Below are 17,139 nucleotides of genomic sequence, written 5' to 3'. Positions count from 1 at the left end.
CGCCATGCGTCTCGATACCTCAATTTTTTGGTGTGAGGACCGAAAATGAAACTTTTCCATCAACTGCTGGTGGCCCCAGCTGCCCTGGGCCTTTTGGCACCTGTGGCTGCTAACGCCACTGAGCTGAACATCAACGGTGTTTCTGACTACGCCGCTACCGGCGAGCAAGTCACCAGCATCACTCAGTTTTCAGACGTCTACCCAACCGACTGGGCTTATCAGGCACTTAGCAACCTGATCGAGCGCTACGGCTGTGTTGCCGGTTACCCCAACGGCACCTACCGCGGTAATAGGGCAATGACCCGCTTTGAAGCGGCTGCTCTGTTGAACGCCTGTCTCGACCGCGTCACCGAAGTGACCGACGAGCTGAAGCGCCTAATGAAAGAGTTTGAAAAGGAACTCGCCATCCTCAAGGGCCGTGTTGACGGACTTGAAGCCCGCGTTGGCGAACTGGAAGCCACTCAGTTCTCCACCACCACCAAACTGAAAGGTCAAGCCACCTTTGTGGTCGGTGCTAACACCTTCGGCGGAAACGCTAAGCAATTCGATGGTGAGAAGCGTGCCGATGTGGCTGCTGCGACTTCAGGCGCTACTAGCTTCAACTACGACTTGCGCTTGTTCTTAGATACCAGCTTCACTGGTAAGGACTTGCTTCGCACCATGTTGCGTGCAGGCAACTTCGGTAAGTCAGCCTTCGGTGGCAATGGCTACGTAGGCCTTGATGCCATGGAGACTGCATTTGAAGAGCCTTCAGGTGCTAACAGCGTTGCTGTAAACCGCCTTTGGTACCAGTTCCCCATCGGCAGCAGCTTCACTGCAACCGTGGGTGGCTTGGTTCGTCAGGACGACATGTTGGCTGTATGGCCTAGTGCATATCCTGCAGACACAATCATTGACTTCTTTACCTATGCGGGTGCTCCAGCCACTTACAACCTCGGCCTTGGCCAAGGTGCTGGTATTTCTTGGGCTTCTGATGACTTCAGCATTAGTGCCAATTACTTGAGCACTAACGGTGCCCTTTCCGATCCCAACGCTGGTGGTATTGCCACCGATGCTGCCGGTTCCAATGGAACTGTTCAGATTGCCTACGCTCCTGAGAATTGGGGTTTGGCTGCTGCTTACAACTACACCTCTCAAAACGCTGGCACTCTTTACGCCGGTAATGGAACACCTCTCGCTGTTCTTGCGACCGGAGAAGGTAATAATTCTTCGTTCGGCTTGAGTGCTTGGTGGTCCCCAGAAGAAGCTTCCTGGTTCCCCAGCGTCAGTGCTGGTTGGGGCTACAACAGCGTCACCAACAACGACAGCCTCACTTTCCGTGAACTAGATACTCAGTCATGGTATGTGGGCTTGCAGTGGGCTGATGCCTTCTTGAAGGGCAACACCTTGGGCATGGCCGTTGGTCAGCCAACATTCGTAACTAATGTTGAGTACCGCAATGACGTGTCTGAATCAGACTTCGTTGCTGACGGAAACTACGCCTGGGAATTCTGGTACCAGTTCCAAGTCACCGATAACATTTCTGTGACTCCTGCGATTTACTACCTCAGCCGTCCCTATGGCGACCTGACTGATGGTGGTGGCAACATTGTTGGCGGAGATCGTGGCAACGACACCTTCAACAACTTCGGTGGACTTGTTAAGACCACCTTCAAGTTCTGATCTCTTTTGCATCTAAAGAGCTCATCTCGAGTTCTTGTTAATTAGATCCGAATTATTATCAGCCCTCTGGATGACAATTAGTCCTCCAGAGGGCTTTTTGTTTGCTGATTGTTGGCGCATATCTGTCTTTGGTCGCTTTCTTGCCGCTCCGATTTGAAAAGTTGTGCCTTAGCCCTGTTGGTGCCAAGTCACGAGAGTGCGGGGCTGCTTTCGTTTCTTGGGCCAATCGTTCAACTGTCATGCCATAAAGCTGGTTTCTGGGCGTCCGCGAGATGTCTTTTTTTCAGGCTGGATGCGGAGAGTGCGGCAATGGATGGATGAATCAAATCAAGGACTGTTGGCTGTGTGCCATTGCCTCATCTGGTACGCAAAGAATTGGCGTCAGGATCACTTGGTATCAAATTACACACGACGCCATGCGTCTCGATACCTCAATTTTTTGGTGTGAGGACCGAAAATGAAACTTTTCCATCAACTGCTGGTGGCCCCAGCTGCCCTGGGCCTTTTGGCACCTGTGGCTGCTAACGCCACTGAGCTGAACATCAACGGTGTTTCTGACTACGCCGCTACCGGCGAGCAAGTCACCAGCATCACTCAGTTTTCAGACGTCTACCCAACCGACTGGGCTTATCAGGCACTTAGCAACCTGATCGAGCGCTACGGCTGTGTTGCCGGTTACCCCAACGGCACCTACCGCGGTAACAGGGCAATGACCCGCTTTGAAGCGGCTGCTCTGTTGAACGCCTGTCTCGACCGCGTCACCGAAGTGACCGACGAGCTGAAGCGCTTGATGAAAGAGTTCGAAAAGGAACTCGCCATCCTCAAGGGCCGTGTTGACGGACTTGAAGCCCGCGTTGGCGAACTGGAAGCCACTCAGTTCTCCACCACCACCAAACTGAAAGGTGTAGCCACCTTCGTGATTGGTGCTAACAGCTTCGGTGGCGACGCTGATGATTTTGTCGGTAACCGACGTTCTGACGAGGCTGCTGCTCTCTCAGGCGGAACAACGTTTAACTACGACCTGAAACTTTTCCTTGACACCAGCTTCACTGGTAAGGACTTGCTTCGTACGGTTCTCCGTGCTGGTAACTTCGGCGATTCAGCCTTCGGTGGCGACGGCTACGTGGGTCTTGACGCTCTGGAAGTTGCGTTTGAAGAGCCATCAGGTGCTAACAGCCTTGCTGTAAATCGCCTCTTCTACCAATTCCCCATTGGCAGCAACTTCACTGCAACCGTTGGTGGTGTCGTTCGTCAGGACGACATGCTGGCTGTCTGGCCTAGTGCATATCCTGCCGACACCATTCTTGATGTCTTTACCTACGCCGGTGCTCCTGCGACCTACAACCTCGGTTTAGGTGCTGGTGCAGGTTTGAGCTGGGAGTCCAACGACTTCAGTATCAGTGCTAACTACTTGAGCACTAATGGCGCTAACTCCACACCTGGTGGCCCAGACACCTTGCTGGGCACTGATTGCGCAAATGCAGGTGGCATCGCCACTGATTGTGCAGGTTCAAACGGTACTGTTCAGATTGCTTACGCTCCTGAGAATTGGGGCCTTGCAGCTGCATACAACTACACCTCCAAAAACAATGGTGGTTCCTTGTATGCAGGCAACGGCACACCTCTTGCCAACATCTTCACTTCTAACGGCAACAGTTCTTCTGTTGGCTTGAGTGCATGGTGGTCTCCTGAAGAAGCTGGTTGGATCCCCTCCATCAGTACTGGCTGGGGCTACAACAGCGTCACTGATGGCGACGACACGAATTTCTTCCGTTCTGCAACTACGCAGTCCTGGTACGTGGGTCTTCAGTGGGCCGATGCCTTCATGAAAGGCAACACCTTGGGTATGGCCGTTGGTCAGCCCACCTTCGTGACGAACGTTGAATACCGCAATGACGTGTCTGACTCAGACTTCGTTGCTGATGGCAACTATGCCTGGGAATTCTGGTATCAGTTCCAAGTCACCGACAACATTTCTGTGACTCCTGCCATTTACTACCTCAGCCGCCCATTTGGTGACCTGACCGATGGTGGTAACCGTGCCTTCGGTGGAAACCGTGGCAACGATACCTTCAACAACTTCGGCGGTCTCCTGAAGACCACCTTCAAGTTCTGATCGCTTAAAGCTTGATCTCTCTTTAGAGGGATCTTCTTTTTTCCTTTTTCTCCCATACTGCTTCTGCAGTGTGGGAGTTTTTGATGGAGATTCTGTCCCTAAAACAATCTTCTGCGGGGCATGTGTCGGTCGTGAAAGTCTTTTTTATGGGGTTTCTGTTGGTGGCTTAGACCACAGATCTCTGGGACGCCATCTGATTGGATAGAAGCATGTCAATTGCTTCGGACATCACAGATCTGGTGGGTCGTACTCCGCTTGTACGTCTGAACCGGCTTCCCGCGCGAAGTGGGTGTCTGGCTGAATTGGTTGCAAAGCTTGAAAGCTTTAATCCCTCGGCTTCTGTCAAGGATCGGATTGCGGGTTCGATGGTTCAAGCTGCTGAACAAGCTGGCACGATCGCTCCAGGACGCACCGTGCTTGTGGAGCCCACCAGCGGAAACACTGGGATCGCTCTGGCCATGGTTGCGGCAGCTCGGGGCTATCGCTTAATCCTCACCATGCCGGACACGATGAGCACGGAGCGCCGCGCCATGCTCCGGGCCTACGGAGCTGAGTTGCAGCTCACCCCAGGCAATGAAGGAATGCAAGGGGCGTTAGATCTCGCCAGAGCGCTGGTCTCTGAGATCCCCGAGGCTTATCTCCTTCAGCAGTTTGATAATCCTGCAAATCCAGCGGTGCATGCCGCGACGACGGCAGAAGAGATCTGGAGTGATACCGGAGGTGAGATTGATGCTCTTGTGGCTGGTGTCGGGACGGGCGGCACGATCACAGGCTGTTCCAGGGTTCTTAAGCAGCGCAATCCTGATCTGAAAGTGATTGCCGTAGAACCGGCAGCAAGTCCTGTCTTGGCTGGTGGAGCCCCTGGCCCCCATCGCATTCAGGGCATTGGTGCTGGTTTTGTTCCCTCTGTCTTTGATCAAAGCTTGATTGATGAAATCCTGGGAGTGAGTGATCAAGAAGCGATGGACGTGGGGCGCCGTCTGGCCCGGGAAGAAGGTCTGCTCTCCGGGGTCAGTAGTGGAGCAGCTGTAGCGGCTGCTCTGCGACTTGGCCAAAGACCTGAGATGGCAGGGAAAAGGATCGTTGTGATTCTCGCCAGTTTCGGTGAGCGTTATCTGTCCACACCCATGTTCAGTGCATCGGCTGCTCCACCAGCTCGGCGGGATGGTCAGCTTTGAGCCACTCTCCTCAGCTTCAGACCAAAGGTGGTGACCCTTACCTCGTGCTCGGAGTGAGCCATAGCGCCACTGCGACTGAAATCAAGGCGGCCTATCGCCAACTTGTGAAGAGGCATCACCCTGATGCGGGTGGTGATTCTGAACGCATCCTTGCTTTAAATGCTGCTTGGGAGTTGCTTGGCGATCGCGATCGACGGCGCGCCTTCGATCAGCAACTGTCCCCTAAAGCTGGAGAGAAGAAAGAAGCTCGCCGCCGTGGTGTCAGGAATGCTCGAGCGAGTCAGGCTGCTCGACGTGCCTCTGGACAGGCTGCCGCTGAGGATGATGCCCTAGCAAATTGGTTGAAGAAGGTGTATGTGCCGATTGATCGCATGCTGGGACAGGTGATCAATCCCTTTGCCGCCCAGTTGCGTGAGCTTTCGGCAGATCCTTATGACGACAGTCTGATGGAAGGCTTTTGCCATTATTTGGAGCAAAGTCGCAGCAAGCTGGACAAGGTGAAAGATCTTTTCCAATCCATTCCAACGCCTTCATCCGCAAAAGGCTTCGGGCTGAGTCTTTATTACTGTCTCTCGGAGGTGGAAGATGCGATTGGCGAATTGGAGCGATACACGATGGGTTATGTGGATGGCTATCTCCACGATGGTCGTGAGATGTTGCGAGAAGCCAAGCAACGGCGCAAGCGTCTTCAGGAGGAACGCCCTCGCTTGGAGATCGGTTGATGAAGCCTTGGCAATTCAGGGGGTTGCTGACTTTGATTTGGCTGCTCTCAACCTTGATCGACAGGATGTGGTGGGCCAATCATGGTGGCTTACCTGCTTGGGATCAGGCGGACTACCTCAACAGCGCTCTTGATCATGGTCGTGCCTTGGCAATTCTCCCTGGTGGCAGTTGGCAAGGATGGGGCTCTTTATTAGATCTTTCGCCCAAAATCCCCCCCCTGGCCTCACTGGTGAATGGGACGGTGATGGCCTTCTCCGGTGATGAGCCTCAGCAAGCGGCCTGGAGCCTCAGCCTTTGGAACGGACTGTTGCTGTTTGTGGTTGCATCCTGGGCACAGCAGTTGCGTCAGCCCTTGAAAGGGGCACGCGCCTTTGCCCTGTCTTGCAGCGTTTTCGTTGCGATGGTGCCGCTTCTACTGGAGCTTCGGACCGATTACGTGTTGGAGCTTCCGCTCACCGCCACGGTCGCCCTAGCGCTTTGGCGTCTTGGCTGTTGGTGGCATCCCATGGATGGGGGACGTTGGAGACAGGCGCTTGGGGCTGCTCTGTCGATAGCGGCGGCGTTGCTGGTCAAACAAAGTGCGCTGTTGGTTCTCATCCCGGTGCTGCTGTTGGTCGTGGCGAGCGTTTGCCTTGATCGAGGCAGTCGCGTTGTCGTGCGGCGTTGGCAGCTGCTGATGGGCTTGGGTTTGGTGTGCGCGGCAGTCTTTCCCTGGTTAAGACACAACTGGATCACCACCTTGGGCGGCACAAACCGTGCCGTGATCGAATCGGCGGCTCTTGAGGGTGACCCCGGAGTGTTGAGTCTCGAGGGGTGGCTTTGGTACGTCCGTTTGCTTCCTGATCAGATCGGTTGGGGATTGCTCGTGCTTGGTGTGAGTGGTCTCATCCTCTGGTTTTGGCAGCGTCGCACGTCCAGCGGCGATGAGAGGTTCGCTTGGCGTTGGTTGATTCTCAGCCTCTTAGTGGGATGGATCTTTACCCATCTCAGCCCGAATAAGGACGACCGCTATATCTCCCCCTTGTTGCCCATGCTCCTGATTCTGTTGACGCGTGGCGTTTGGCAGTGGGGCCTCTGGTCCAAGCAGCGCTGGCCAGCGCGCTCCAGCTGGTTGCCGGGATTGGCCTTGCTTTTGGGTGCGTCCAACATGGTGTGGACTGGTTGGTCCCTTCAATCCCTGCGCTTGAGCCAAGGGCATCAAGGTCCTTTAGATGCGATTGTGCGTCGGGCTGGAGGCGTAGATCCCAAATCGCAGCCCTTGACGCTAATTGTTGTCCCGAGTACCCCTGACCTCAATCAGCACAATGTGAGCTACTACGGTCGCCGTGAAGGCGGACGGCTGGTCGGCAGGCAATTGGGCAGCAGCAAATCTGATGTGAAACCTGTGCTTGAGCAGGCCCAATGGGTGCTGCTGGCGGAAGGGGGTCAGGGCTCGGTGCGGGGCAGTGCTGAACAACTGGATCGTGCCGTTCGCATGAGCGGAGTGTTTGTGCGTGTTGAAACTTTTCCAAGGCCGCAGGGGGGGACTTATTCCCTGTGGCGTCGCGATGCAAACAGCGTGGAACCTGTGTTGTTTCAGGAGAGATTTCCAGCTCTCGCCGCAGGTCTTTCGCAGGGACCTGCGGGATTGGACGCTGTGTTCAGCTCCATTGCTGTGGAACACATGCTTGACGGTCACTTCCTCTATCGCGAACCATTGCAGAAGCAGGCGCTGAGTCGTCTGGCTACCAATCCTTCAGACGAAGAAGCGCGCTGGATTCTGGCCCTCTTGGCAGTTTTGGCCAATCGGCCCTCAGAAGCGGCTGAGCAGTTCGCTGCTCTGGAAGCCTTGCTCCCTGATAATCCTTGGCCGAGCGCCTATCGAAGTGTTGTGACCCTTGCAGGCTGGAATCCTTGGGGAGCATCCTCTGTGGCTGCTGCTGCTCGGCAACAGCATGGCGATCAGCCTGTTTTGGTGGGACTGGATGCAATCTCTGCTGTGTTGGGGGGAGCGCTCTGGAGGTTGCCGGAGGCCGTGCAGGCACTACCGCCGGCTGTGCGTGCTGTGGAGACCTCTTTAAACAGTCAGTAGAAGGCCTCTAAGTCAGGAGAACACCTCTAATTGAGCAAGTTTCAGCCAGACGTCTGGAACAGGACGCCTCCAGCGCACTTGGCCGTAGTCCCCTTTCACTACAAGCAGTTCTCCCGGGCCTTCGAAAATGTATTCCGGTGGTCTTAGATCACTGGCTGACGCTTCCACGCTCCCCATGTAGGCAGCGCGGTTGACGCGAACCAGCGCCCCCTTTTTGAGCGTCGCCGCTGGTTTAGCGGTCGGGGTGGGCTCAGCGGATGGTTCAGCCATGAAGAGACGATCAATCGAAACCAGGCTAAAACCTCCCTACCAACAAGGCTGATGTTTGTCTCACCCTCTTGCCTTGTACTTAGTGGCTTTTGGAGGGTTGCTGCTCGTTTCAGTCCTTCTTGACGATCTTTCCGCTCGTATCAGGATCCCTGGCATCCTCATGGTGCTGCTTTTGGGCCTGCTGATTGAAAACCACATCGGCGTTGTGGGAGACCAGCAGATCACGCTTCTAAACATCAATCAAGCCCAGCAAATCAGTCAGGCCGCCTTGGTGCTTGTGCTTTTTTTGGCGGTCTCACCACCAATTGGTCCGCGGTTCGCGGTGTGATTAAGCCTGCTGCGCGTCTAGCCACAGTTGGAGTTCTAATCACTGCGGTTTTGATTGGATGGGCTGGATTCGGACTGAGCGCAGCCAGTGGTGGTGGAACCAATTCAGGAACGTTGCCGCGGGTTCTATTCATTGGCGCGATGGTGGCCAGTACGGACGCCTCTGCCGTTTTGGTCCTCCTCCGCCCACTAGCCGGGCGATTGCCAAAGCGATTGATCGATTTGATCGAGTGTGAGTCGGGATTCAACGACCCAATGGCTGTTGTTTTGGCTGGCTTGGCGTTGGCCTTGGCCGGTGGTGATGGCGTAGCTGCCGGGGTCTTGGTTACGGATGTCGTCAGACAGTTTGTGCTCGGGATCTTGCTGGGGTTTATCGGCGGCACCCTCACCCTGCAGCTGCTCGGAAGCCGTCTAACCCTCAACCATGCCGCCATGCTCCCTGTCGTGAGCTTGGCATTGTTGATGGTCTTAACCGGTGGAACGTTGTTGGTGGGTGGGAGTCCATTGCTAGCGGCCTACGTGGCGGGCTTAGGGCTCGGCAATGGTCCATCCCTGGATCGAACAGCGCTTGCTGAGGCCCATTCCAGTTACGCAAAAATGGCTGAGCTTTTGCTGTTTTTATGCATGGGGCTTGTTGTAGCCCCGCAGGATGTGGTGTATGCCTCTGGCTGGGCCTTTGTTTTATTCCTGCTCATGCAGGCGGTGAGATTTCTGATGGTGCATGCCTTGCTTTGGCACACCACATTCACCAAGCCTGAACAGATTTTCGTGAGCTGCGCAGGATTGCGTGGAGCGGTGCCAATCGCATTGGCCATTGATGCCTGGTCGTCTGGGATTAGCTGGGGTGCTTCGATGCCCCCTCTTGCCCTTGCCGTCGTGCTTTATGGCCTTTTTATTCAGGGCTTTGCCCTAGTTCCCTTGGCTGAACGCATGAACCTCACACTGCCCTCTCCTCAACAGGATCCTGACGCTGCTGCCTAGCCTCTGGAAGCAGACAAGATGGATACTCCATGCGCCTTTTGCTGATCGGATGCACCGGACTTGTCGGTAGGGCCTTGGTTCCCATGCTTCAAACCGCTGGGCACGATCTCACCATTGTGAGTCGCAGATCAGCTCCGGCCGGACTTCCTGCCAGTTGCCTTGCAGGTCTGGAGTGGGTGCAGTGCAATCCAGCTGATTCGATCAGTTGGGCGCCGTCTAGCCCTCTGCAGCAGGCATTGGCGCAAGCAGAAGGGGTTGTGAACTTGGCCGGCGAGCCGATTGCAGAGAAGCGTTGGACACCAAGGCATCTTCAATTGTTGGAAGACAGTCGTCTGCAGACCACAGGTCAGCTTGTGAAGGCGATGGCGGATTTGTCACAGCCTCCGGGCGTATTGATTAATGCCTCTGCGGTTGGGTATTACGGCACCAGTGCAGACCAGTGCTTCGAAGAATCCAGCCCTTGTGGCAACGATGTACTTGCTGGCCTCTGTCAACGCTGGGAAGCGGTAGCGGCGGAAAAGCCTGCCGCCACGCGATTGGTGGTGTTGCGCATTGGGATCGTGCTGGCGGCCGATGGTGGCGCACTAGGCAAAATGCTGCCGATCTTTCGGATCGGTTTCGGTGGACCGATTGGATCAGGACGTCAGTGGATGAGTTGGATTGAGCGCAGCGATCTTTGTCGGATGATTCGTGCCGCTGTGGAGAACGACGCTTGGTCGGGAGCGGTGAATGCTGTAGCTCCTACACCGGTCACGATGGCAACGTTCTCAGCAAGCCTAGGTCGTTGTTTGGGGCGTCCCAGCCTGCTTCCGGTCCCCGGTCCACTTCTGAAATCGTTGCTTGGCGACGGAGCGCGGGTAGTGCTGGAAGGACAGCGGGTCCAGTCAGCCCGTCAAGCAGCGTTGGATTTCAGTTGTCGTTTTTCTGAGCTGCCTGCAGCATTCGACGCTGCCACCAGCTCCATAGGCCGTTGATCAGTGCGGCTGCCATGAGTAGCCCAATCGCTGGGGTAAAAAGGGGATCCCAGAGCCTTTGAAAGTGCTGCATAGGTGCTGTGAAGCCTTGTCCATCCGCGATGACCGCCACGGCAAACCAAACAGCACCCCCCAGCACTAAAAACACATCCAGAACAAGCAGCCGATCCAGCCAGCGTTTCCATGGGGGTTCAATGTTCTTTGACGTCATCTAGCTCTTTTGCAGTAGCCCACTAATCAATTCAGCCATCTTGCTGCCTCCGCCTTGGGGACCTAGCCGTTGCAACGCTTGCTCTCGACAATCACGACGAAGGGCTGGATCATTCACGCTTCGCTCTAGCAGCTCGATTGCCAGGTTGGCTGTTGCTTTTAGAAGCTCTTTCCCTTCACAAGGGGAGGCAGCGCAAAAAACGGTTGGACCAAGCAACCGGCGCTGCGCTTCCGCGAAACCAGCGGTGAATTGAGGGCCTTGGCCAGGGAGTTGCAGCACTGGCTTGGCCATGCCTACGGCCTGTTCTGCAGCTGTGCCGGCCATACATAGCAAGAGGTCTGAGCTGAGAAGTACGGAGGTGAACCCCTTCCGTCGCACCTGAATCTGCCGACCGCCCTTCTCTAACCGTGCTGGGGCGTTGGCATGCCCCAGCACAAAGGACCAGCCATGGGATTGGGCAAGTGTGTTCAAGTGGTCATCTCCTAGTGCTCCAACGAGTGCGATGTCGATTTCAAGGTCTCCTGGGCTGGGCTGCGAGATCGGGATCTGGTCGATCACGTCGAGAAGCAGCAGCAGATTGTGTTCAAGTTCTGGCCTACGGCTGCCTGGCAAGAGGCCAAGGCGTCTTTTGGCGTAGGGCAGGAGATTGCTGGGGCTCAAGACAGAATCCATAAAAGGATTGCCAACGAACACCACCTCTCTCTTCAGCTGTTCGCTGAGATCTTGAGCTGTAAGGGCATCTCGGCTGAACACCGCTTGAAATCTCTGCGACCTGAGGCAGCTTCCGCAGGGCCATGGAAGTCGCAGTCGACCCTCGTAATGACTGGAGTAGGCCACGAGATACGTTGCGACTGGTCGCTGGCAGAGCCATGCCGCCATCACGGGGATGACATCCCCGATCACCACCACTAAGTCATAACGGCCGGCGATACGAATCAGCCGTAGCAGGCGCCTTAGGAGATAGATCACTTGGCCTTGGACAAGCTCCGTGAGACGCCCGCGCAAGGTTGTGTAGCCAAGCCCACCAGTGCTGAATTCGCGCGTGCGAGCAACGAGAGGAATGGTTGCATCGCTGTAGGGATTGCCGCGACCCACCAAGGGAAGAGCTTCCACGTCATGCCCTTGCTCTTTTAAAACTTGTCCAAGCAGAGCCCCAGAGAGGTCTTCGCCATGACCATTGCTTAGAAGCAGCAGCCGAGCCACCTCAGAGCTCCAACCAACTCTTCACTTTGAGAAGGGCGGGCCAGTCCGGCCGACGTTTAAAACCATCGTTGATGGACTCTCTCAGTTCATCTCCCATCTCGGGTGCAACAGCTAAAACCTGCTGCACCACAGCAATTTGGTCACGAACGCCCTTTGCTTTGGTTTCGAGCATGGCCAGGGTCAGGTTGATCCGTGCTTGAGGATCTTGGCTGTTGAGCTTGACCGCCAACCGAGCAGAACGCAGCGCATCGTCTGGCTTGTCACAGAGCAAGAGAAGCCATGCCAAGCAAGTCCAGCCCGACGATTGACGGGGTGCCGCTTCGGTGATCGCGACGAAATCGTCGATCAAATTGGCCGCCGGCTCTCCAGCTTGATAGCGGGCCATGGCCTGTTCGAACAGGCTGGATTCCTGAGATTCCTGGGACTCCATCGCTGATTCTGATTCTCTAGAAATTGTCAACAGATTCCCATGCGGTGTTGTTCAGACCGCAAAGGAACTTCCGCATCCGCAGGTTTGGGTGGCATTTGGGTTGGTGAAGTTGAACCCACCCCCGATCAAGGCAGTGCTGAAATCCAGCTGCATGCCATAGATGTAAAGGAGGCTTTTAGGGTCACAGACCACCCGAAATGCAGCACCAGAGGGGGCTGCGTAGTCGTACATCTCATCGCCTTCCTCGATCTCAGTGGCGGGCACAAAATCCATGGTGTAGCTCATTCCGCTGCAACCCCCGGAGCGCACACCAACACGGAGGATTTGCTCATCACCTTGCTCCCTGCAGAGCTTCGAGAGTTGAAGCATTGCTGAATCCGTGATCTGAATGCCTTTTCCACCCTTCGCTGTGTGGGTCGCAGTACTGGGGGTGGAGGTGGTCATGAGTCAAGAGTCCAGCTGGCCTGACGTCACTGTATTGAACCCACGCGTCTCTTGCTCAAAGCAGTTAAGGCGTTCGGATTCATAGAGTCATGGAATTCTTGGTTGAAGCGCTGGTGCAGGTCGCGATTGTGGGCTCAGGACTGGCCGGCCTAGCCGCTGCCGTCGACCTCGTGGATGCAGGTCACAAAGTCGATCTGTATGAAGCGCGTCCATTCATGGGAGGCAAGGTCGGGAGCTGGGTTGACGAAAACGACAATCACATCGAAATGGGATTGCACGTATTCTTTTTCAATTATGCAAACCTGTTTGCGCTGATGCGCAAGGTGGGTGCGATTGATAATCTCCTGCCAAAAGATCACACGCATTTGTTTGTGAATAGTGGAGGTGATCTGCGCGAATTAGATTTTCGTTTTCCGATCGGTGCTCCGTTTAATGGCCTCAAGGCTTTTTTCACAACTCCGCAGCTGACCTGGGTCGACAAGCTGCGCAATGCATTGGCATTGGGCACGAGTCCAATCGTTCGAGGTCTCGTTGATTACGAAGGGGCGATGCGCACGATTCGCTCCTTGGATTCAGTAAGTTTTCAGACCTGGTTTGTTAGCCATGGCGGCAGTTTGGAGAGCATTCGCAGAATGTGGAATCCAATTGCTTATGCCTTGGGGTTTATCGATTGTGAAGCCATTTCAGCGCGATGCATGTTGACCATTTTCATGATGTTTGCGTCCAAGACAGAAGCTTCAAAGCTCAATTTGCTGAAGGGTTCACCACATCGATGGCTTACTGGACCAATTTTGGAGTACATCCAGGAACGAGGCGCCACATTGCATCTTCGTCACCGTGTGAAGGAGGTGCATTACGAGGAAGGAGAGACCCCAAAGGTGACGTCCTTAACCTTGAGTACTCCCGAGGGTGAGTGCAATGTTCAGGCTGATGTGTACCTGGCAGCCTGTGATGTTCCTGGGATCCAGCGCCTTCTCCCCGATGCATGGCGTAAACATGAGCAATTTGATGCCATTCATCGCTTAGAGGCTGTCCCTGTGGCCACGGTGCAGTTGCGCTACGACGGTTGGGTGACGGAACTGGCGGAAGGAGATGTCGCTGACACCCGTCGAACGGACTTGTCCCATCCGATTGGGTTAAATAACCTGCTCTACACCGCTGACGCAGACTTCAGCTGTTTCGCTGACTTGGCCTTGGCGAGTCCTGAGGACTATCGAAAGCCAGGGGAGGGATCCTTGTTGCAGTGCGTCTTGACGCCTGGAGATCCCTGGATTCCAAAATCAGTGAGTGAAATCGTTGCCCACACCGATGCTCAGGTGCGCAACCTTTTCCCATCAGCCCAGCACTTGAACCTCACTTGGAGCAACGTTGTGAAGTTGGCCCAGTCTCTGTATCGAGAAGCGCCTGGAATGGAGCCCTATCGCCCTGATCAACGCACTCCGGTTAGCAATTTTTTCCTTGCCGGTAGTTACACCCGACAGGACTACATCGATTCGATGGAGGGAGCAACGATGAGTGGCCACCTTGCTGCTGCAGCCATCCTTGGAACGCAAGCAAAGCTGGCCACCAACACCGCGGTGGCCTGAACCGATGGGACGCTGGCTTGACCACACCGTAACCACCGAAGTTCAAGCCCCTGTGGAGCAGGTTTGGACCGTTTGGAGTGATCTGGAAGCGATGCCTCGCTGGATGCGCTGGATCGAATCTGTCAAAACTCAAGAGGACCCTGACCTAACCGATTGGACCCTGGCAGCCCAAGGTTTTCGTTTCCACTGGAAAGCACGCATTACCAGCCGCATTGACCAGCAGCAACTGCTGTGGGAATCGGTGGGGGGACTTCCCACCAAAGGTGGTGTCCGTTTTTATCAAGAGCAGCCTGAACTCACAGCGGTGAAGTTGAGCGTGGGCTACGAACTGCCCGGAATCTTGGCACCGTTGATGGAACCGAGCATCCTGGGGGGGATTGTTACCAAGGAGCTCCAGGCCAACCTTGATCGTTTTAGGGATTTGGTGGAAAGCGGTTACACGCCACGGTCGGAGCCTTGAGTTGAGGCAAGCTTCGCGCCTTGCTCTTTCAACTCTGATGCTTGGGGCATTGATCGGTGGATGTTCTGCTGATTCAACGGATGCAACTCAAACCAATCGCGTTAATGCAACCCCTTTGGCATTGCCTGAGTCCAAGGTTGTTTCGCTGCCACCGGTAACTTCCTTAACCGTTTTGCCCAGTGTTGATGAGGTTCTTGTCGCTGTTCCAGAGGGACGCATCGACCCTTTTGCGCCTTTTCCGACACGTACGTCTGGGCCCGAGCTCGGTGCCTCGGGAGAACGGGACTGGAAGGTCCTCGGTGTGCTCTCTGTGGATGATCAGTTGCGTGCATTGATCAGCACTACTGAGGGATCGGGAGTGGTGTGTTTGGGGGCAGGAGGCCGTTGCCCTGGCGAGGCTCAGCAGCTTTTCCCAATGGACCTTGAGGTGCAAGCCATCAATATCCGCACGGGCTGCCTAACTGTGATTCAGTCCGGGCAGTCTCAGCGGGTTTGCATCACCTGAAGGCAGGCCTGGGTTAAACCGTCGAGATCATGAGGGTTGGCTTCTTGGTCGACGCGTCCGAATTGGTCAAGACAACGCTGGCTGGTTTGGGGCCCAATCGACACAAGTGCGATAGAGCTCATGGCATGGGCTGCTTTCTCCGCTCCAAGTGTTTGCTCCAGCAGTGCAGCCGTATGGAGAACCGTTTTCCCACTGCTGAACGTGATCGCATCCACCTCCCCAGAAGCCAACGCCGTGGCCGTGGTTTCTGGCATGTCCGCTGGACAGCGGGATTCGTAGGCAGCTACTTCCACGACCCTCGCACCCGCTTCTCCAAAGGCTTCAGCGAGCAGCGTGCGGCCTCCGCTTTGCACCCGCGGCAACAGGAGTCTGAGCCCCCAACCTGAAACAGGGAAGTGTTCGATCAGGCTGTCGGCCACGAAGTCAGGTGGGACGAAATCAGCGGGGGCTCCCAGGTGATCCAGCAGGCGTGCTGTTTTGCGTCCCACAGCAGCAATACGGAGCCCAGCAGGCCTACGTCCGAGGCTGCTGCCCTGGAGCCGCAGGCGTTCATCAACGGCCTGCACCCCATTGGCACTGGAGAAGACCACCCAGTGGAATTCATCCAATTCAGCTAGAGCATCATCCAGAGGCCCCCATTCATCAGGAGGGCCGATTTCTAAAGCCGGCAGGTCGAGAACCCTGGCACCTTGTTGTTCCAAAAGCTTTCGGGCTTCTCCCAGTTGTTCCCGAGCCCTTGTAACAACGATGGTGCGCCCTTTCAGACCGGGACTGCCTCCAGCAATCATGCATTCACCTCATTGAGTTTCACCAGTCCGCTCACCTGATCGTGCAAGGCTCTGGCCTGGTCGCCTTTCCCCTGGCTGTTGAATAAGGCGATTGCCTCACGGAATGACGTTCTCGCTCCGTCGATGTCTCCACCGACGAGCCGCGCAACGGCAAGGTTCTGATGGCATTCGGCATGGTTGGGTTCCAGGCTGATCGCTCGTTCATAGGACTGCAACGCATCCTTGATCTCACCCTTGCGGCGTTGCATCAGCCCCAGGTTGTACCAAGCAAGGGCCACTTCAGGAGCACGCTGACACGCTGTTTTGGTCAGTTGGATCGCCTCATCGATCTTGTTGGTCTGGAGCAGCAGGGCGGCCAAATTCAGCCTGGCGCCAAGGCCGAGACGGACGTCCAAAGCCTGCGCCAAGGCTTGTTTGTAGAACCCGATGGCCTGGTCGGTGTCCTCTGTGCTCAAGGCGATGCCCAGATGGAGCAACAGCTCATAGCGCTCTGCAGCGTTCTCATCACCCTCGCCAAGGTTGGCAAGTCCTTCGCGCAGCAGGGCGGTGCCGTGCATCCGATCTCCATCCGCCACCTCGAGGGCCCCGAGCTTGGCGCAGGCGTAGGGATGTCCGGGTTCCTGCTCCAGCCATTCCTGCATGGACCGGCGGAGACGATCTGCTTTATCCGTTCCTTGCAGTTGTTCGGGCCGGTAACCGTCGTGAAGTAGGGCTGGCTCTGGGCAGTCGGCGATTCGCCAGTGGGGTTCGTCCTGGAGCAGTTCGCGCACGCTGTCATCCACCATCGAGTGATATGGGCGGCTCCAGCGGATGCGTGGATGCCGGCGAAAGAGACGACTCACACTGGAGTAGGGCGCCATCGCAGCACCCTGCTCATGGCGCAGCAGATTGATGACCAGCACATCCGGCTGGGCCATGAGCGCCTTAAGAGCAGGGACCGCTTCAGCTCTTAGGCACTCATCCGCATCAAGCACGAGCACCCAGTCGCCGGTTACAAAGCCCAGGGCAACATTGCGTGCGGGAGCGAAATCGCCTGGCCAAGGCATCTGCTCGACCCGAGCACCAGCTTCTTTTGCAATTGCAATCGTGTTGTCGGTAGAGCCCGTGTCAACAATGACCATTTCGTCGGTAAAGGCCTTTACGGAGTCCAGGCAGGCCCCCAGCCGCTCCTGCTCGTTTCGCACGATCATTGAGAGGCTGAGCATGGTCT

16 protein-coding genes and 1 pseudogene are annotated in these 17,139 nt (G+C 55.8%); 10 read left to right on the top strand and 7 right to left on the bottom strand.

All coding sequences use genetic code 11. From position 1 onward, the window contains the following. The first annotated feature begins 45 nt into the window (after positions 1-45). The 5 genes from SynSYN20_RS12825 (at position 46) to SynSYN20_RS12805 (ending at position 7,750) form a co-directional block, all read left to right on the top strand. On the top strand, positions 46-1,662 hold the full coding sequence (locus tag SynSYN20_RS12825; RefSeq protein ID WP_186523977.1) for an iron uptake porin: 1,617 nt from the start codon (positions 46-48) through the stop codon (positions 1,660-1,662). Between the two features lie 457 nt (positions 1,663-2,119). Continuing rightward, positions 2,120-3,778 carry an iron uptake porin gene (locus tag SynSYN20_RS12820; RefSeq protein WP_186523976.1) on the top strand — a complete coding sequence of 553 codons (1,659 nt, stop codon included), beginning with the start codon at positions 2,120-2,122 and terminating at the stop codon, positions 3,776-3,778. A gap of 209 nt (positions 3,779-3,987) precedes the next feature. Then, positions 3,988-4,956 (top strand): cysteine synthase A, encoded by a 969-nt coding sequence (gene cysK, locus SynSYN20_RS12815; protein WP_186523975.1) that lies wholly within the window; start codon positions 3,988-3,990, stop codon positions 4,954-4,956. Continuing rightward, positions 4,953-5,678, top strand: a complete 726-nt coding sequence (locus SynSYN20_RS12810; RefSeq protein WP_186523974.1) for a J domain-containing protein — start codon at positions 4,953-4,955, stop codon at positions 5,676-5,678. Before cysK ends, SynSYN20_RS12810 begins: the two co-directional genes overlap by 4 nt. Next, complete coding sequence (locus SynSYN20_RS12805) at positions 5,678-7,750, top strand: phospholipid carrier-dependent glycosyltransferase (protein ID WP_186523973.1); 2,073 nt, start codon at positions 5,678-5,680, stop codon at positions 7,748-7,750. The genes SynSYN20_RS12810 and SynSYN20_RS12805 overlap by 1 nt, the downstream gene beginning before the upstream one ends. Before the next feature lie 12 nt (positions 7,751-7,762). Here SynSYN20_RS12805 and ndhO read toward each other — a convergent pair whose 3' ends face one another. Then, the gene (ndhO, locus tag SynSYN20_RS12800; protein ID WP_186523972.1) at positions 7,763-8,020 is read right to left on the bottom strand and encodes an NAD(P)H-quinone oxidoreductase subunit O; all 258 of its coding nucleotides are present in this window, start codon (positions 8,018-8,020) and stop codon (positions 7,763-7,765) included. Between the two features lie 55 nt (positions 8,021-8,075). Here ndhO and SynSYN20_RS12795 point away from each other — a divergent pair. Together SynSYN20_RS12795 and SynSYN20_RS12790 are read left to right on the top strand one after the other, a co-directional pair. Then, positions 8,076-9,328, top strand: a pseudogene (locus SynSYN20_RS12795) (cation:proton antiporter). Between the two features lie 29 nt (positions 9,329-9,357). Next, positions 9,358-10,302: a TIGR01777 family oxidoreductase gene (locus tag SynSYN20_RS12790; protein WP_186523971.1), complete on the top strand. Its 945-nt coding sequence runs from the start codon at positions 9,358-9,360 to the stop codon at positions 10,300-10,302. Here the strand turns inward: SynSYN20_RS12790 and SynSYN20_RS12785 are convergent. The 4 genes from SynSYN20_RS12785 to SynSYN20_RS12770 are packed head-to-tail and all read right to left on the bottom strand — an operon-like array spanning position 10,238 to position 12,590. After that, a complete protein-coding gene (locus SynSYN20_RS12785; protein ID WP_186523970.1) occupies positions 10,238-10,513 on the bottom strand; it encodes a hypothetical protein in 276 nt (91 codons plus the stop codon). The genes SynSYN20_RS12790 and SynSYN20_RS12785 overlap by 65 nt on opposite strands. Beyond that, complete coding sequence (locus tag SynSYN20_RS12780) at positions 10,514-11,716, bottom strand: lipid-A-disaccharide synthase-related protein (RefSeq protein WP_186523969.1); 1,203 nt, start codon at positions 11,714-11,716, stop codon at positions 10,514-10,516. 1 nt (position 11,717) lies between these two features. Then, positions 11,718-12,146 (bottom strand): M48 family metallopeptidase, encoded by a 429-nt coding sequence (locus tag SynSYN20_RS12775; protein WP_186523968.1) that lies wholly within the window; start codon positions 12,144-12,146, stop codon positions 11,718-11,720. A 51-nt stretch (positions 12,147-12,197) separates the two neighbouring features. Further along, entirely contained in the window at positions 12,198-12,590 is a 393-nt protein-coding gene (locus tag SynSYN20_RS12770) for an iron-sulfur cluster assembly accessory protein (protein WP_186523967.1), read from the bottom strand. 113 nt (positions 12,591-12,703) lie between these two features. Between SynSYN20_RS12770 and zds the strand changes: the two genes are divergently transcribed. Genes zds through SynSYN20_RS12755 form a run of 3 tightly spaced genes read left to right on the top strand, consistent with a single transcriptional unit; the run spans position 12,704 to position 15,141 of the window. Beyond that, complete coding sequence (gene zds, locus SynSYN20_RS12765; protein WP_186525648.1) at positions 12,704-14,176, top strand: 9,9'-di-cis-zeta-carotene desaturase; 1,473 nt, start codon at positions 12,704-12,706, stop codon at positions 14,174-14,176. A 4-nt stretch (positions 14,177-14,180) separates the two neighbouring features. After that, a complete protein-coding gene (locus tag SynSYN20_RS12760) occupies positions 14,181-14,636 on the top strand; it encodes an SRPBCC family protein (protein ID WP_186523966.1) in 456 nt (151 codons plus the stop codon). A gap of 37 nt (positions 14,637-14,673) precedes the next feature. Beyond that, on the top strand, positions 14,674-15,141 hold the full coding sequence (locus SynSYN20_RS12755; protein WP_186523965.1) for a hypothetical protein: 468 nt from the start codon (positions 14,674-14,676) through the stop codon (positions 15,139-15,141). Here SynSYN20_RS12755 and SynSYN20_RS12750 read toward each other — a convergent pair. Next, positions 15,120-15,929, bottom strand: a complete 810-nt coding sequence (locus SynSYN20_RS12750) for a uroporphyrinogen-III synthase (RefSeq protein ID WP_186523964.1) — start codon at positions 15,927-15,929, stop codon at positions 15,120-15,122. The two genes, SynSYN20_RS12755 and SynSYN20_RS12750, sit on opposite strands and share 22 nt — an antisense overlap. Beyond that, positions 15,926-17,134, bottom strand: coding sequence for a glycosyltransferase family 2 protein (locus SynSYN20_RS12745; protein ID WP_186523963.1), 1,209 nt, complete (start codon positions 17,132-17,134; stop codon positions 15,926-15,928). Before SynSYN20_RS12745 ends, SynSYN20_RS12750 begins: the two co-directional genes overlap by 4 nt. Positions 17,135-17,139: the final 5 nt, after the last annotated feature.

Source organism: Synechococcus sp. SYN20 (assembly GCF_014279555.1).
GTDB lineage: Bacteria > Cyanobacteriota > Cyanobacteriia > PCC-6307 > Cyanobiaceae > Synechococcus_C.
This window is presented reverse-complemented; position numbering and strand designations above follow the sequence as displayed.

Bases quoted from the DNA above. Each gene is read 5' to 3' on its own strand.
- SynSYN20_RS12825 (WP_186523977.1), top strand. From the start codon at position 46: ATGAAACTTTTCCATCAACTGCTGGTGGCCCCAGCTGCCCTGGGCCTT.
- SynSYN20_RS12820 (WP_186523976.1), top strand. From the start codon at position 2,120: ATGAAACTTTTCCATCAACTGCTGGTGGCCCCAGCTGCCCTGGGCCTT.
- cysK (WP_186523975.1), top strand. From the start codon at position 3,988: ATGTCAATTGCTTCGGACATCACAGATCTGGTGGGTCGTACTCCGCTT.
- SynSYN20_RS12805 (WP_186523973.1), top strand. From the start codon at position 5,678: ATGAAGCCTTGGCAATTCAGGGGGTTGCTGACTTTGATTTGGCTGCTC.
- ndhO (WP_186523972.1), bottom strand. From the start codon at position 8,020: ATGGCTGAACCATCCGCTGAGCCCACCCCGACCGCTAAACCAGCGGCG.
- SynSYN20_RS12790 (WP_186523971.1), top strand. From the start codon at position 9,358: ATGCGCCTTTTGCTGATCGGATGCACCGGACTTGTCGGTAGGGCCTTG.
- SynSYN20_RS12785 (WP_186523970.1), bottom strand. From the start codon at position 10,513: ATGACGTCAAAGAACATTGAACCCCCATGGAAACGCTGGCTGGATCGG.
- SynSYN20_RS12775 (WP_186523968.1), bottom strand. From the start codon at position 12,146: ATGGAGTCCCAGGAATCTCAGGAATCCAGCCTGTTCGAACAGGCCATG.
- SynSYN20_RS12770 (WP_186523967.1), bottom strand. From the start codon at position 12,590: ATGACCACCTCCACCCCCAGTACTGCGACCCACACAGCGAAGGGTGGA.
- SynSYN20_RS12760 (WP_186523966.1), top strand. From the start codon at position 14,181: ATGGGACGCTGGCTTGACCACACCGTAACCACCGAAGTTCAAGCCCCT.
- SynSYN20_RS12755 (WP_186523965.1), top strand. From the start codon at position 14,674: ATGCTTGGGGCATTGATCGGTGGATGTTCTGCTGATTCAACGGATGCA.
- SynSYN20_RS12750 (WP_186523964.1), bottom strand. From the start codon at position 15,929: ATGATTGCTGGAGGCAGTCCCGGTCTGAAAGGGCGCACCATCGTTGTT.
- SynSYN20_RS12745 (WP_186523963.1), bottom strand. From the start codon at position 17,134: ATGCTCAGCCTCTCAATGATCGTGCGAAACGAGCAGGAGCGGCTGGGG.